At 71.5% G+C, this 14,630-nt stretch carries 15 protein-coding genes and 2 pseudogenes; 8 read left to right on the plus strand and 9 right to left on the minus strand.

The window, feature by feature from the left end:
• Positions 1–46: 46 nt before the first annotated feature.
• Complete coding sequence (locus OG381_RS40960; protein WP_327721032.1) at positions 47–493, minus strand: MarR family transcriptional regulator; 447 nt, start codon at positions 491–493, stop codon at positions 47–49.
• The gene (locus OG381_RS40965) at positions 490–981 is read right to left on the minus strand and encodes a MarR family winged helix-turn-helix transcriptional regulator (protein ID WP_327721033.1); all 492 of its coding nucleotides are present in this window, start codon (positions 979–981) and stop codon (positions 490–492) included. The genes OG381_RS40960 and OG381_RS40965 overlap by 4 nt, the downstream gene beginning before the upstream one ends.
• Positions 982–1,091: 110 nt before the next feature.
• Here OG381_RS40965 and OG381_RS40970 point away from each other — a divergent pair, with 110 nt between their 5' ends.
• Both OG381_RS40970 and OG381_RS40975 read left to right on the plus strand, forming a co-directional pair.
• The gene (locus OG381_RS40970; protein WP_327721034.1) at positions 1,092–2,057 is read left to right on the plus strand and encodes a pirin family protein; all 966 of its coding nucleotides are present in this window, start codon (positions 1,092–1,094) and stop codon (positions 2,055–2,057) included.
• 162 nt (positions 2,058–2,219) lie between these two features.
• Positions 2,220–2,933, plus strand: coding sequence for an SDR family NAD(P)-dependent oxidoreductase (locus tag OG381_RS40975; protein WP_327721035.1), 714 nt, complete (start codon positions 2,220–2,222; stop codon positions 2,931–2,933).
• A 33-nt stretch (positions 2,934–2,966) separates the two neighbouring features.
• On the opposite strand, the gene OG381_RS40980 is transcribed toward OG381_RS40975, so the two are convergent.
• Positions 2,967–4,175, minus strand: a complete 1,209-nt coding sequence (locus tag OG381_RS40980; protein WP_327721036.1) for a cytochrome P450 — start codon at positions 4,173–4,175, stop codon at positions 2,967–2,969.
• Between the two features lie 327 nt (positions 4,176–4,502).
• Between OG381_RS40980 and OG381_RS40985 the strand changes: the two genes are divergently transcribed.
• Complete coding sequence (locus OG381_RS40985) at positions 4,503–4,868, plus strand: cupin domain-containing protein (protein ID WP_327721037.1); 366 nt, start codon at positions 4,503–4,505, stop codon at positions 4,866–4,868.
• A gap of 19 nt (positions 4,869–4,887) precedes the next feature.
• On the opposite strand, the gene OG381_RS40990 is transcribed toward OG381_RS40985, so the two are convergent.
• From OG381_RS40990 to OG381_RS41010, 5 genes are all read right to left on the minus strand, one after another.
• Positions 4,888–5,526, minus strand: a complete 639-nt coding sequence (locus OG381_RS40990; RefSeq protein WP_327721039.1) for a hypothetical protein — start codon at positions 5,524–5,526, stop codon at positions 4,888–4,890.
• Positions 5,527–5,543: 17 nt separating this feature from the next.
• A complete protein-coding gene (locus OG381_RS40995; RefSeq protein WP_327721040.1) occupies positions 5,544–6,896 on the minus strand; it encodes a vWA domain-containing protein in 1,353 nt (450 codons plus the stop codon).
• Positions 6,893–7,750: an AAA family ATPase gene (locus OG381_RS41000; protein ID WP_327721041.1), complete on the minus strand. Its 858-nt coding sequence runs from the start codon at positions 7,748–7,750 to the stop codon at positions 6,893–6,895. The genes OG381_RS40995 and OG381_RS41000 overlap by 4 nt, the downstream gene beginning before the upstream one ends.
• A gap of 219 nt (positions 7,751–7,969) precedes the next feature.
• Positions 7,970–9,283, minus strand: a complete 1,314-nt coding sequence (locus OG381_RS41005; RefSeq protein WP_327721042.1) for an FtsX-like permease family protein — start codon at positions 9,281–9,283, stop codon at positions 7,970–7,972.
• A 3-nt stretch (positions 9,284–9,286) separates the two neighbouring features.
• Positions 9,287–10,072: an ABC transporter ATP-binding protein gene (locus OG381_RS41010; RefSeq protein ID WP_327721043.1), complete on the minus strand. Its 786-nt coding sequence runs from the start codon at positions 10,070–10,072 to the stop codon at positions 9,287–9,289.
• 167 nt (positions 10,073–10,239) lie between these two features.
• Between OG381_RS41010 and OG381_RS41015 the strand changes: the two are divergent.
• The 5 genes and pseudogenes from OG381_RS41015 (at position 10,240) to OG381_RS41035 (ending at position 14,174) form a co-directional block, all read left to right on the plus strand.
• A pseudogene (locus OG381_RS41015) lies at positions 10,240–10,956 on the plus strand (ABC transporter permease).
• Positions 10,953–11,623 (plus strand): annotated as a pseudogene (locus tag OG381_RS41020) (ABC transporter permease). The pseudogenes OG381_RS41015 and OG381_RS41020 overlap by 4 nt, the downstream one beginning before the upstream one ends.
• A complete protein-coding gene (locus OG381_RS41025) occupies positions 11,620–12,555 on the plus strand; it encodes an ABC transporter substrate-binding protein (RefSeq protein WP_327721044.1) in 936 nt (311 codons plus the stop codon). Before OG381_RS41020 ends, OG381_RS41025 begins: the two are co-directional and overlap by 4 nt.
• A gap of 30 nt (positions 12,556–12,585) precedes the next feature.
• Positions 12,586–13,158 carry a hypothetical protein gene (locus OG381_RS41030; protein WP_327721045.1) on the plus strand — a complete coding sequence of 191 codons (573 nt, stop codon included), beginning with the start codon at positions 12,586–12,588 and terminating at the stop codon, positions 13,156–13,158.
• A gap of 128 nt (positions 13,159–13,286) precedes the next feature.
• Positions 13,287–14,174, plus strand: coding sequence for a hypothetical protein (locus OG381_RS41035; RefSeq protein WP_327721046.1), 888 nt, complete (start codon positions 13,287–13,289; stop codon positions 14,172–14,174).
• A 1-nt stretch (position 14,175) separates the two neighbouring features.
• Here the strand turns inward: OG381_RS41035 and OG381_RS41040 are convergent, their stop codons facing one another.
• Positions 14,176–14,589, minus strand: a complete 414-nt coding sequence (locus tag OG381_RS41040) for a DUF3224 domain-containing protein (protein WP_327721047.1) — start codon at positions 14,587–14,589, stop codon at positions 14,176–14,178.
• Positions 14,590–14,630: the final 41 nt, after the last annotated feature.

Genomic DNA, 14,630 nt, shown 5'->3' on the forward strand with positions numbered 1-14,630 from the left:
GACCTCCTTCGGGGCCGTCAACGGAGAGAGTTGGTTCAATATTCCACTACTTGTCGAGGGTCGCGAGCTCGGCGTCGGCCCGGTCGGCGATCAGGGTCAGCACCCGTCCTGCGACGGCGAGATCCTGCGTCGGGATGCCGTCGTAGATCCGGGCCGTGATGGGCGCGGTCTCGGCGGACGTCCTTTCGTACAGCTCCCGCCCGGCTTCCGTGATCCGCACCTGTGACGGCTCCGTGAGAGCCACCAGCTTCGCGTCGATCAGCTCGTCGACCACGGCGTGGGCCTCCGCGGCGCCGATCTTCAGTGAGCCGACGACAGTGTCGGCGAGTTGGCCCCGCTCGACCGGTCCGTCGGCGACGGCCACGACCCGCAGGGTGACGGACTGCTGGAACGTCACGCCGCGGCGGGCCAGCACCCGCTCCAGGACGCCGCGGGCGGCGTAGTGGGCCAGGGCTATGACGCGGGGGTCGAGCAGGGGAGTGGTGGTGGTCATGAGTGCTCCTTGTCGGGTTCGCCGGTGACGGCGAGTGGATCGAGAGGTGCGTCGAGCAGGGTCACGAGGTCGTGCTTGAAGTCCTGGGTGCGCTCGCTGTCCAGGCCGCCGAAGGGTGCCAGCAGCTGCTCCAGGAGTCCCTGGACGACCTTGACAGCCTGCCGGGTCGTGTCGCGGCCCTGCTCGGTCAGGGCCAGCTGCACGGCGCGGGGGTCGCGGGGGTCGCGGGTGCGCTCCAGGAGGCCCGCGGACTCCAGGGAGCGCGCCAGCTTGGACACGTACAGCGGCTCCAGTCCCACATGGTCGGCGAGGCGCCGCTGGCTGGGGCGCTCACCGGCGCGCTGCATGCCGTACAAGGACGCCACCAGCGAGTACTGCGCATGGGTGAGCCCCAGCGGAGCCATCGCGCGGTCCACCGCGGTCCGCCACTTCATCGACAGTCGCCACACCAGGAATCCGGGTGTCGCCTTCTCGGAACCTTCGCTCATACCAAATACAGTACATGGCTACTATGTACATGGCTACTATTTTTCGAACGAGCCGGACGGCCCGGACGACCGACTGACGGGACGCGTCTTGCGGGTCTAGGTTGGGCGCCATGAGCAATCTTGATCGCGAGGCGGCTCCCGCCCTGTGCGGCGGCCGCGGCTTCGTGGTGGCGGAGCCCGTTCGCGAACTCCTCAGCCCGCGCACCGTCAAGCTCGGCGAGTCCACCGAGGTCCGCCGACTGCTGCCCAACCTGGGCCGCCGCATGGTCGGGGCATGGTGCTTCGTCGACCACTACGGCCCCGACGACATCGCCGACGAGCCCGGTATGCAGGTGCCGCCCCACCCGCACATGGGCCTGCAGACGGTGAGCTGGCTGCACCAGGGTGAGGTGCTGCACCGCGACTCGACCGGTAGCCTCCAGACGATCCACCCGCGCGAGCTGGGCCTGATGACCTCCGGGCGGGCCATCAGCCACTCCGAGGAGAGCCCCAAGTCGCACGCCCCCTATCTCCACGGCGCCCAGCTGTGGGTGGCCCTCCCCGACAGCCACCGCCACACCGACCCGCGCTTCGAGCACCACGCCGAACTGCCGGTCGTCACGGCACCCGGCCTCTCGGCCACCCTGATCCTCGGCGCCCTCGACGGCGCGACCTCGCCCGGAACGACGTACACCCCCATCGTCGGCGCCGACCTGACCCTCGCCCGCGGCGCGGACGTACGCCTGCCGCTGGAACCGGACTTCGAGTACGCCGTGCTGTCCATGTCCGGCGAGGCGCGGGTGGACGGCGTTCCGGTCCTGCCCGGCTCCATGCTCTACCTCGGCTGCGGCCGCACCGAACTGCCGTTGCGCGCCGAGTCGGAGGCGTCCCTCATGCTCCTGGGCGGTGAGCCGTTCGAGGAAGAACTGATCATGTTCTGGAACTTCATCGGCCGCACCCAGCAGGAGATCGAACAGGCCCGGGAGGACTGGACGACCGGTTCACGCTTCGGCGAGGTCAAGGGCTACGACGGTGCTCCCCTGCCCGCTCCCGCGCTGCCGCCGGTGCCGCTGAAGCCGCGGGGACGGGTGCGCTGACCCGCGGATCCCGCGCCGGTCACAGGGGCAGGAGCACCTTCGTGGCGCGGCGCTCGTCCATGGCCCGGTAGCCCTCCGAGGCCTCTTCGAATGGACAACCGTGACGACGTCCGTGAGTCCCTCACCTCGCGATCTCTACGCCACAGAGGAAAGGACACCGACATGGCACTGGTCCTGGTGACCGGAGCGTCCAGCGGAATCGGGCGCAACACGGCGGACGCGCTGGCCGACGACGGGCACGACGTGGTCGTCCATGTGCGCAACCCGGCCCGTCTCACCGGCCCGGACGACGCGGCCCGGTGGCGAGGCGTCGTCACCGGGGACCTCGCCCGGCCGGACGAGATCCCCGGCGTCGCCCGGCAGGCCGCCGCGTTCGGCCGCTTCGACGCCGTCATCCACAACGCCGGCACCATGCACGTTCCGGACGCGGTCACCGTCAACACCGTCGCGCCGTATGTGCTCACGGCGTTGATGGACAAGCCGGGCCGGCTCATCTACCTCAGCAGCTCGATGCACCGGACCGGCTCCACGGAGCTGCGAGAGCTGGCCACCGCGAGCGCCGCCTACGACGACACCAAGCTGTGGGTCACCACCCTCGCGCTCGCCCTCGCCTCCCGCTGGGACGGCACCACCAGCCATGCGGTCGACCCCGGCTGGGTCCCCACCCGCATGGGCGGCGCGGGCGCCCCGGACGACCTGACCGCCGGCCACCGCACACAGACATGGCTCGCCACCCACCCCGACGTGACCCCGCGGACCGGCGGCTACTGGTACCACCGGCGCCCGCAGTCACCCCACCCCGCAGCGCAGGACGCGGAGTTCCAGGCCCGCCTGCTCCAGGCCCTGGAGAGCCGCACGGGTGTCCGCCTCGACTGAGCGTGACACGGGCCGACGCCGCGTGACCGGCGGCTACCAGGTCACGGGCAGCTCGTAGACCCCGTACACCACCCCGTCGTCCTTGAACGGGATCTTGTCGAGTTCGACCGCCCGCCGCAGGGTCGGGACGCGGCGCAGGAGGGTGCTGTAGACGACCTGGAGTTCCAGGCGGGCCAGCGGCTGGCCCAGGCACTGGTGGATGCCGAAGCCGAAGGCCATGTGGCGGCGGGCGTCGCGGGTGACGTCGAGGCGGGCGGGGTCCGGGAAGCGGTCGGGCTCCCAGTTGCCGGTGGCGCCGGGGATGATGACGCCCTCCCCGGCGCGGAGGCTCTCGCCGCCGATCTCGAGGTCCTCCAGGACCACACGGCGCTGGCCGTTGTGGACCACCGTCAGATAGCGCAGCATCTCCTCGACGGCACCCGCGACGACCTTGGGATCGTCGGTGTCGCGGACGAGCGCCAGCTGGTCGGGGTGTTCCAGGAGGGCCAGGACACCGAGCGCGATCATGTTGGCGGTGGTCTCATGGCCCGCGCCGAGCAGCAACAGGCCCAGCATCGCGGCGTCGAGGCGGCCGAGGTCGCCGTCCCGCATCCGGGCGGCCAGGTCGGAGAGCATGTCGTCGCCGGGGGCGGCGAGCTTCGCCTGGAGCTGCTCGTCCAGGTACTGGAGCAGTTCCCCGCTCGCGGCCCTCGCCTCCGCCACGGAGGCGTCCCGGCGGACGCCGACCTGGCTTCTGCTCTGGAAGAACCCGTGATCGTCGTACGGGACTCCGAGCAGTTCGCAGATCACCAGCGACGGGAGCGGCAGTGCCAGCGCCCCCACCAGGTCGGCGGGGTTCGGGCCGGCCAGCATCGTGTCGATGAACCGGTCGGTCATGCGCTGCACGGCCGGTCGCATGGCCTCGATGCGCTTGACGGTGAAGGGGCCGGTGACCATGCGCCGTATGCGCGCGTGATCGGGGTCGTCCATGTTGAGGAAGGACGGCGGCATCTGGGAGTAGGCCTCCTGGAAGGCCGCGCTGAAGTGGGGGAACCCGGGCCGCCGGGGATCGACGCTGAGCCGCGCGTCGCCGTACAGCGCCCGCTGGTCCTCGTAGCGCGTGACGAGCCAGGGAGTGCTGCCGTCCCACAGCCGGACACGGGCGACGGGCCGCTCGCTCCGCAGCCGCAGCATCTCCGGGGGCGGGTCGAAGGGGCAGCCGGCCGCACGCGCCATCGGGAAGTCGGGAACGGTGTCGGTCATCTCACTCCTCGGGGTGGGGGGAAGGGAGTTGGCGTCATGGAAGTCCGCGAAGCTGACAACTCCCGGTCATCGGGCTGACACGACCCGGATCTGGCCGGATCACGCGGGCGCAGGGCAGCGATCTCGCCATCTGTGATCGTCTCCGGCGGCAGACGAGGGGCCGAGCGCTGCGCCCGACTCCGCGGCGCGGGGACGCGGCCCACCCGAATGGCGGCTCCCGCTTGACGGGCGGACGATGGAGTGGTGGGGCTCTGCCCCTGCCGGTGCCGCGCGTGGTGGCCGGGAGACGGAGACCGGCCGAGCGAGCGGTCTGAAGGGAGCGTCGACATGCTGGAGATGAAGATCCTCGACAAGCCGGACGAGCGGCGGGACTTCCCCCGAGGGCATCTGGAAGCCGTCCATCTGACGGGCCTCGACTTCGCTGTCGGGACGTTCGAACCGGGCTGGCGCTGGTCCGAGTCCGTGGCGCCCCTCGCGGGGACCAGCAGCTGCCAGGTCCACCACAACGGCTATGTGGTCCAGGGCAGGATGCACATCCGCATGGACGACGGCAACGAGGGCGAGGTGGGTCCCGGCGACGTCTTCGTGGCGTCGGCGGGGCACGACGCCTGGGTGGTGGGCGACGAACAGTGCGTCGTCTACGACTTCGCGGGCGGCATGGCCAAGGACTACGCCAAGAAGAGCGACGGCTGACCGTCGCGACCTCCGCGGTCTATCTCGCCGCGCTGTGCCCGGCGGTGAGCGCGGCAGATGGGTCGAGGTCGCCGTAGACGTCGCGGTGACTGCCCAGCAGGCCCTCGAAGAGTGCCGGGAGGCGAGCGGCGACGGCGTACGCGCTCTCCTTCACCGCCCAGGGGACCGGGCCCGAGCACTCCAGGACCCGGCGGGCCCGGCGGAGCAGCGGTTGCGGGCTGTCGGTGTGCAGGCGGCCGGCGTCGCGCCCGAGCACTTCGGCGAAGGCGGCCTCGCAGGTGTCGCGGTCCTCGAACCAGTCGGCCCACAGCGAGTAGGTCACGGCGTCGGCCGCCTCGGGAGCCTCCAGGCGCCGCCGGTAGCCGTCCCAGAGGACGCCGGACGGCAGCGGGCCGCCCGGGCCTCGGTCGGCGAAGCGGATCTCGCAGGTCACCCAGTAGTCGTCGAGGAGGTCCAGCAGCCCGAACGCCAGCCCCAACTGCCCGGCCACGTCCAGACGTTCGTCGGTGAAGGCCCGTCCCGCCCAGGAGTGGGCGACCTCGTTGGCGGTGAGCCGACTCTCGGGAGCGTTGCCGTCGGTCCACGCGTCGTCGCCGACCTGCGTGACGCCGGCCTCCGCCGGCCGGCGTCGGGCGTCCTGTCCGGCCTGCGTGTCCATCCGCACGGTATGGCGGTTCAGATCGGCAGGAGCCGTCCCACCAGCATGCCCAGCTGCCGCGCGTTGCGGCACTCGTGCATCTCGACGAGCTCGGCGTACTCCGGCGCTGCGGAGTCGCCGGTACCCCACTGCGCGTGCTGCTCGGGGTTCAACCAGTAGACGCGCCGGGCCCGTTCGGAGATCTGCCGGACGGCCGCGAGGTTGGGGTCGCTCATGTTCGTCCGGGCGTCCCCGAGGACGAACACGGTCGTGCGCGGGCCGACCGCGTCGCCGTAGCGCTCCGCGAACTCGCCCAGCGCCATGCCGTAGTCGCTGCTGCCGTGGTAGCCCGTGAGCGCCGCCTCGGACTGGATCCGGGCGCCGAGTCCCGCCGCGTCGGCCGCGCCGCGCTCCAGCAGTCCCGTCACCTCGTCGATGCGGTTGACGAAGGCGAACACCCGCACCTTGCTGAACTGGTCGTGCAGGGCCTGCACCAGCAGCATCGTGAAGTCGGAGAAGCCGGAGACCGAGCCCGACACGTCGCACAGCAGCACCAGTTCGGGCCGCGCCGGGCGGCGCCTGCGCAGGACCGGCTTCATCGGCACCCCGCCGGTCGACAGCGAACCGCGCAGGGTACGCCGCAGATCGATCGTGCCCCGGGCGGCCCGCCGCCGACGGGCCGCCAGCCGTGTGGCCAGCTTCCGCGCCAGCGGCTGAACCGTCCTGCGCAGCTCGGCCAGTTGGGCCTTCCCGGCGAACAGGAAGTCGACCCGGTCGGCCGTGGGCCGCACCGCACGCCGGGCGATCTCGTCCCGATCGCGCCGCTCCGCCACCCGGCGCCGTGCCTCCGTCGCCACCAACGCGCGGAAGGACTCGATACGCCGCCGGATCTCGTCGTCGAGCAACCGGTCGGCGAACCCCGAACTCCCGCCCTGCGCACGGACATCGGCGCGGACCCGGGCGAGCAGCGTCTGCGGACGGACCCGTTCGAGGGCCTGGTACGACGACCAGCCGTCCGAGGCGGGGGAGGAACCGTAGCCGCCGAAGCCGTCGACGGCCTCGATCGCCAACCGGGCCATCATGGCCTCGTCGTTGGCGGCGAGGGCGGCCGCCAGCCGGTCGCGCAGACCGTCGCGGCTCGGGGTGCCGGTCTCGGGCGCGCCGACGCCCCGCGGGAAGTAGAGGTCGAAGACCGGGTCGAACACCGGCCGTTGGGCCGTGCCGTGCAGCAGCGTCGCCGCCAGCCCCTCGCGCAGCAGCTCCCGGTCCGCGAGGCCGAGCGCCGCCATCGCCTCGGCGGCGTCCACCGTCTCACCGGTGCCGACACGGATGCCGTGGGCGCGCAGGGCGGCGACGAGCGACGTGAGCCGATCGGCGACCGGTGTGCTCACAGCGCGTCCAGATCAAGCTTCGCCGCCGCCTTGAGGACGTCGTCCTGATGCTTGAGGAGGACGCCCAGGGTGTCGCGTACGACGGTCTCGTCGAGCGTGTCCGCGCCGAGCGCGAGCAGAGTGTGCGCCCAGTCGATGGTCTCCGCGACCGACGGCATCTTGCGCAGGTCCATCGCCCGCAGCGCACCCACCACCCGGACCACCGACTCGGCCAGCGCCGCGTCGAGCCCCGGCACCTTCAGCCGTACGATCCGGCGCTCCAGCTCCTCCTCGGGGAAGCCGATGTGGAGGAACAGGCAGCGGCGGCGCAGCGCCTCGGACAGCTCGCGGCTCGCGTTGGAGGTGAGGACGACGAAGGGGCGGCGGGTGGCGGTGATCGTGCCCAGCTCCGGCACCGTGACCTGGAAGTCGCTGAGCACCTCCAGGAGCAGGCCCTCGACCTCGACGTCCGCCTTGTCGGTCTCGTCGATCAGCAGGACCTTCGGGTCGTCGCCGCGGATCGCCGTCAGCAGCGGACGGGTGAGGAGGAACTCCTCGCTGAAGATGTCCGTGCGCGTCTCGTCCCACGTCTCGTCGCGGCCCGCGCTGATCCGCAGCAGCTGCTTGGCGTGGTTCCACTCGTACAGCGCCCGGGACTCGTCGACGCCCTCGTAGCACTGCAGCCGTATCAGCTGCGCCCCCGCCACCTGGGCGACGGCCTTGGCGAGCTCCGTCTTGCCGACCCCGGCGGGGCCCTCCACCAGGAGCGGCTTGCCGAGCCGGTCGGCCAGGAAGACGGTCGTGGCGACCGAGGGCGAGGCGAGATAGCCGGTCTCGGCGAGGCGCGCGGAGACGTCGTCGACGGAAGTGAACAACGGAGGGCCTCCAGGTCGGCGGCGTGAGCGTTCCAGGACAGTCCACCTATCTAAGCGCTTGTTCAGCGCCCGTGTCACCCCGGATCCGGGCCCGGCCCGGCTCTGCCGACGTGACGGTGTGCACATCGGCGTCGAGGCGCGAGGCCGGACCGCCGGCGACCGACGACAGGTGAGGGGCGGCTGCCGAAGCAACCGCCCCTCACCCCGTACGTCCCCTTCTCAGGCGGCCAGTCCCACCGCTTCCGTCGCCGGTGTGCGCAGCACCTTGCGGGCCGTCACCAGACTCGTCCCCAGCGTCACCACCACCGCGACCGACACCACCGCGAGCCAGATCCCGAAGGCCTGACCCGGCAGCACCGAGTCGGTGCGCACCACGGTGAAGGGAACGATCCCCGCCAGCGCGGCGACCGTGCCGAAGAAGACTCCGGTGATGGTCAGGACCAGCGTCTCGGCCCCGACGACACGGAGCACCTGGTTCGGCGTCGCCCCCGCCAGCCGCTGCTGTCCGAACTCCCGGCCGCGGTAAGTGGTCGCCGCGTAGAGCGAGTTGACCAGCATCACGCAGACGAAGACCACGATGATCCCGACTACCGTGAGGTTCAGCGTCTCCAGGTTCTTCGCGTCCACCGTCTTCACGAGCCCCGAGGCCTCGATGGCGTCGCTCTCCACCGCCTGCATGGTGAGCGTGGCCGTGGCCATCGCCGTGAACAGGATCAGCGACATCAGGACCCCGGCGAGGTGCCCGGCCCGCTCCCGCAGATTGCGCACGGCCAGCCAGCCCGCCGCACCCGACAGATGCAACCGGTCCAGGACGCCCTCGAGGAGCCGCGGTGCCAGCATGGCGAGCCCGACCGAGAGCAGGATCGCCCCGTACGCCGGCGGCGCCATCAGCGCCTCGTCCGTGCCGGAGAAGGCGAAGGTGGAGGTGGCCGACAGGGCGCCCATCACGAGAGCGGCGCAGGTGAAGAACTTCCGAGCCCGGCCGCTTTGCCGGCGCTGTCCGCGCGTCACCCGGCGTACCGCGAGGAACGCGGCGCCCGCGGCGGCGAGCATCGTGACGGCGACTCCCGACATCAACGCGATCGGGCCGAAGGCGTGGTCGACCGAGGCCGCCACCTGGCCGTTGTCCTGAAACATGTCCAACAGCGCCTGTCCGCCCAGCATCGCCGGGCCGATGGCCAGCACGGCACCCACCAGGGCGACGGCCACCGCCTCACCGACCACCATCCGCTTGATCTGCGCCGGCGTCGCTCCCGAGCAGCGCAGCAGCTCCAGTTCGGCGGCCCGCTGGCGCACGTTGACCGTGAGCGTGGAGGCCACCGCGAAGAACACCAGCAGGGAGCCGTAGCCCCCGACCACGCTCGCCGCGGTCGTCAGCGTCTGCGAACTCACCGAGTCGACGCCGCTGCCCGCCGCCGTGTCGTGCATCGAGTTGAACGTCATGATGACCGCCGCGCCCAGGAAGGCGGACAGCAGCGTCGCGAGGAACCGTCCGGGGCGCTGCCGGATCGACCGCATGGCCAGTACGAACATCGTTCACACCCCCGCCGTCATGTCGTCGCCCAGGTGCGCGAGGCGCTCGGCCACCGCGTCCGCGGTGGGCGCCGTCAGCCCGCCCGCGAGCCGCCCGTCGGCGAGGAACAGCACCGAGTCGGCGTACGAGGCGGCGACCGGGTCGTGCGTCACCATCACCACGGTCCGCCCGTGCACCCGCACCGCCTCCTGGAGCAGCCGCAGCACATCCCACGCGCTGCGCGTGTCCAGGGCACCCGTCGGCTCGTCCGCGAAGATCACCCGCGGCTCGGCGACCAGCGCCCGGGCGATCGCGACCCGCTGCCGCTGACCGCCGGACAACTGGTCGGGACGGTGCCCGAGCCGGTCGCCGAGGCCGACCTGCGTCAGGATCTCCCGGGCCCGCTTCCGGTCGACGCGCTGTCCGGCCAGCTTGAGCGGCAGCACCGTGTTCTGCGCGACGGTCAGCGTCTCCAGCAGGTTGTACTGCTGGAAGACGAACCCGATCCGGCCCCGCCGGAACTTCGTCAGCTCCGCCTCGCCACCGCCCGTCAGCTCGGTGCCGTCCACGACGACGATGCCGCTGTCGGGCCGGTCCAGCCCCGCCGCGCACTGCAACAGCGTCGACTTGCCGGAACCCGACGGACCCATCACCGCGGTGAAGGTGCCCCGGCCCAGGCTGAGCGTGACGCCGTCCAGAGCGGTGACCGCGCTGTCGTCGCTGCCGTAGGTCTTGGTGACCTTGACCAGCCGCAGCGCCTCGGCGGCGGGTCCCGTGTCGTGCGTACGTCGCGAGCCTGTGCGAAGCATCGTCTTCACCCCTCGGTCCGGCACTCCGTGTGCCCTGACAGAGAAATTACGGAGATGTCGCGGGGACCACATTGGGTCCAGAACCCGTATCGGGGGGTGTACCCAGCGACACCCCGTACGGGTCACCCCAGCGAGCCGACCCCCTGGCCCGCCGGTGCAATGGAGTCGTGACCGCGCCCCCGGACGACTGCCAGCGCGCAACAAGGGGGTCCCCCCGGCTCGAGCGAAGCCGAGAGCTGGGGGAGGATCTGCGGCGAGTATCTGAGCACCGCCGGCAGATCCTCCTCGACGCGGTCGTCCAGCACCTGGAGCTCACCGCGGTCTCGGTACTCATCGGCCTGGTCATCGCCCTGCCGCTCGCCGTGCTGGCGCGCCGTTGGGGCTGGGCGGCCGGTCCCGTCCTCGCCGCCACGACGATCCTCTGCACGATCCCGTCCCTGGCGATGTTCTCCCTGCTCCTGCCCGTGTACGGACTCTCGGCCGGCCTGGTCGTGGCCGGTCTCGTGCTCGACTCGCTCACCCTGCTCGTACGGAACATCCTCGCCGGGCTGCGGGCCGTCCCCGAGGAGACCCGGCAGGCCGCCCGCGGCATGGGCTACGGCCCGGTCCGCCTCCTCCTCACCGTCGAACTGCCGCTCGCCCTGCCCGCCGCGATGGCCGGTCTGCGCATCGCCGTGGTCTCCGCGGTGTCGCTGGTGACGGTGGGCGCGATCGTGGGCTTCGGCGGACTCGGGAACCTCATCTACGCGGGCATGAACACCTACTTCAAGGCACAGGTCCTCACCGCCTCCGTCCTGTGCGTCGTGATCGCCGTCGCGGCCGACGTGCTGCTCCTGGGCGTGCAGCGGCTGATCACCCCGTGGACGAGGGCGGCCCGCGCATGACCACCCTGACCGACGCCTGGGACTGGCTCACCGACTCCGCCCACTGGGAGGGCGCCGACGGCATCTGGCACCGGCTGCCGCAACACCTCGTCCTCACCGTCGTCTGCCTGGTCATCAGCTGTCTGATCGCCCTCCCGGTGGCCCTCGTCCTCGGCCACCTCGGCAAGGGCGGCGCCCTGGCGGTCAACATCTCCAACATCGGCCGCGCGGTCCCCACGTTCGCCGTGCTGGTCCTTCTGCTGCTGACCCCCGTCGGGGACTGGGGGAGGGCCCGACGGTCGTCGCCCTGGTGCTGTTCGCCCTCCCACCCCTGCTCACCAACGCGTACGTCGGCATGCGCGAGGTGGACCGCGGCGTCGTCCGGGCGGCCCGCGGGATGGGCATGACGGGGCGGCAGATGCTGTTGCGGGTCGAACTGCCCCTGGCGCTCCCCATGGTGCTGACCGGCGTACGCATCGCCGCCGTCCAGCTCGTCGCGACGGCCACGATCGCCGCGCTGGCGGGCGGGGGAGGGCTGGGCCGGATCATCACGGCGGGCTTCAACCTGGCCAGTACGCCGCAGGTGGTGGCCGGAGCGGTACTCGTCGCGGGGTTCGCGCTGATCGTGGAGGGCGTCTTCGAGATCGTCGAGCGGCTGGCGCCCCGCTGGGCGAGGGGGACGCGATGAGGCGACGCGCGGCGACGGCCCTCGTCCTCCTGCTGACCGGCTGCTCCACGGGCCCCTCCCTGGAGAACCAGAGCGCGGTCACCGCCGCTCCCGGCGACAGCCACCAACTGACGGTGGGATCCGCCGGGTTCACCGAGAGCGACCTGCTCGCCCAGATGTACGCGCTGCTGCTGGAGCAGGCCGGGTACAGGACGTCGCTGCTCACCGTCGCCAACCGCGAACTGTACGAACCGGCCCTGGAATCCGGCCAGATCGACGTCGTGCCCGAGTACGCGGCCACCTTCGCCGACTGGCTCAACGCCAAGACCAACGGCGCCGACGCGGCCCCGGTCGGCTCACCCGACCTCGACGCCACGATGACGGCCCTGCGCCGACTGGCCGCGCCGCGCGGACTGACAGTCCTGGACGCGGGCAGGGCCGTCGACCAGAACGCCTTCGCCGTGAGCGCCTCCTACGCCCGGCAGCACGACCTGAAGACCCTGAGCGACCTCAGCCGCTCGAGCCTGAAGGTCCGGCTCGCCGCCGGTGACGAGTGTGTCCAACGGCCCTACTGCGAACCGGGGTTGAAGAAGACCTACGGCATCGACGTCACCGGCGTCGACCCCAAGGGCGTCGGCACCACCCAGGCCAAGAAGGCCGTGCAGAGCGGCCAGGACCAGATGGTGCTGACCACCACGACCGACGCCACCCTCACGGACTTCGGCCTGGTCCTCCTCGCCGACGACAAACACCTCCAGAACGCCGACTACGTCGTCCCCGTCGTCAACCGCTCCCGCGCCGGCAGCGACGGGGTCACCAAAGCGCTCGGCAAGCTGAACGACGTCCTGACGACGGCCGACCTGGCTTCCATGAACCAACAGGTCGACAGCTGGCGGCGGTTGGCGAAGGACGTGGCGCGGAGCTACCTGGAGGACAAGGGGCTGCTGACGTGAGATGTCAGTGGGGCGCCGTACATTGCGCGCATGGGTGTCTATCTGGTGAGTGTCGACGCACAGGACTGGCGCGGTGACCACGAGGGCGGCTACGGCGAGATCGCCTCGGGGCTCGACGAGGAGTTGAGCAGGCGCGGTCTGCCGCCGTACCCGTCCGTTCCGCGGGAGAGCCGCGCCCTCGAGTTCGGGGAGAAGCTGAGCCCTTCCATGGACGGCTTCGTCGAGCTGTGCCGTGCGCATCTGACGCGCGACGAGGAGGAGACGCTCTGCGGCTGGTCGGTCCTGGTGCCGGTCTCCCTGGACGAGGAGATACCGCTGCCGGTCGGCTCCGCCTACACCGACACGACCGTGGTCGCGGGAGCACCCCAGGTGCTCGCCCTCGCCCAACGGCTGGCGTCGGCGATCGGACTGCCTCCCATGCTGCCCGTCATGAGCGGCAATCTCAGCCTGACCTCCTGGTTCCTGGACGGATCGGCGAAGGAGACGGTGGCCGCCCGCCCCGGACCGTGGGGTCAGGACCTGGACGCCTCCTTCTACGTGGCGCTGTACCTGCGCGCCGCCCAGCACTCCCTGCGCCGCGGCTGCCCGATCGTCTACAGCTGACGTGACGGCTCCGTGACGACGGTGACCGTACTGGTGCGGTGGGGAGGCTTCCCGGGGCCCGGCCGCGCGGGTACACCCGGTTCATGGGGGACAACAACGGGGGAGACCGCCATCCGTGGTGGCGGGGAATGCGTGAATCGGTCGAAGGGGCGGACACCGAGCTGCGGCCCGGGGGACTCGTCGACGTGGTGCCGGCCGGCTTCGACCGTGCCTATGTGCAGTTCGGCGATCTGTATCCCGAGCACCAGCTCCAGCTGCAACTGCTCTACGGGGCCTCGCAGCGCGCCTTCGAACACCGGACCAGGGTGTCGGCGCGCGTGACCGTGGTGCGGGTGCTCGGCAACGCGCTGACGGACCCGCGGCTCGGCGACCAGAAGCCGAACGAACATCTGGCGGAGTACCTCGACCAGGAGATCGCCGACCTGCGGGGCCGGCTGGCGCAGGACAGCGCGACGGCCGTCAGCCGGGGCCTCAACATCGGACTCGGTCTGGGCTCCGCCCTCAGCCTGCTGCTGCTCGCCGCACCGCTGCTGTGGGGCGTGGACCTGCTCGGGGCGATGGGCGTGACGCTCAACTGCACCAACCGCTGGAGCCTGCTGGGCGCCTTCGTGTGCGGAGGCGTCGGCGCGTTCGGCGCCGTCCTCAGCGTCCTCGTACGGCTGCGCGGCAGCGCCGACCAGCTCGCGCGCCGGCAGACCAACGGGCGCGAGGGCGTGGTCGTCCCCGGCCAGATGGCCCGCGGCATGCGCCACGAGGGCCTCTACCGGGTCTTCGTCGGCTGGGTCCTCGCGCTGGCCGTCTACTTCCTGCTCAGCGGGGGCATCGTGCCGGTCTTCCAGACGCCCGCCACGGCGGCCGAGATCTGCCCGGCCCCGGGCAGCCCCGGCTCCGCCGTCAAGGGCACCGACTTCTGGGGCTTCTGGTGCGCCATCGGCTTCGTGGCGGGCTTCAACGAACGCTGGGCCTTCGGCATCCTGGGCCGCGACGCGACCCGCCGGCCGGGCAAGGGCTCGTGAGCTACGCGCCCGCGTCCACCTCGTAGTCGAACCACACCCGGTGCGTGCCGTCCTCGTCGACCGCCATGCCACCGGACCCGGTGATCCCGCTCAGCGCGCCCGTGCCGCTGCCCGGGACCACGACGAAGAACTCGTTGCGCCTGTCCGTGCCCAGGGTCGTCGCGGAGTGCGCGAAATTGAACGCGCCCGCCCGCCCGTTCAGCGAGCCCTCGAAGGACTCCATCGCCACATACGTGCCCACCCCGGAGCCCTGGTCGTACGCAGCCGTGAACAAGGTCGCCGACCGCCCGACGACCTCCCCCTCGTACTCCTTCTCCATCGTGGCGACCCCGACGGGCACGGCCGTCTCGATCGCCGGGGCCGGCACGGAGGCAGGCGTGAAGTCCGCAACTTTGAAGGTTCCCGAAGCTCTCATGCCGCAAGAGTAGGACGCCCCACTGACAACGGCTCACGGAC

Origin of the sequence: Streptomyces sp. NBC_00490 (assembly GCF_036013645.1) — a bacterium.
GTDB classification, from domain to species: Bacteria; Actinomycetota; Actinomycetes; order Streptomycetales; family Streptomycetaceae; genus Streptomyces; species Streptomyces canus_F.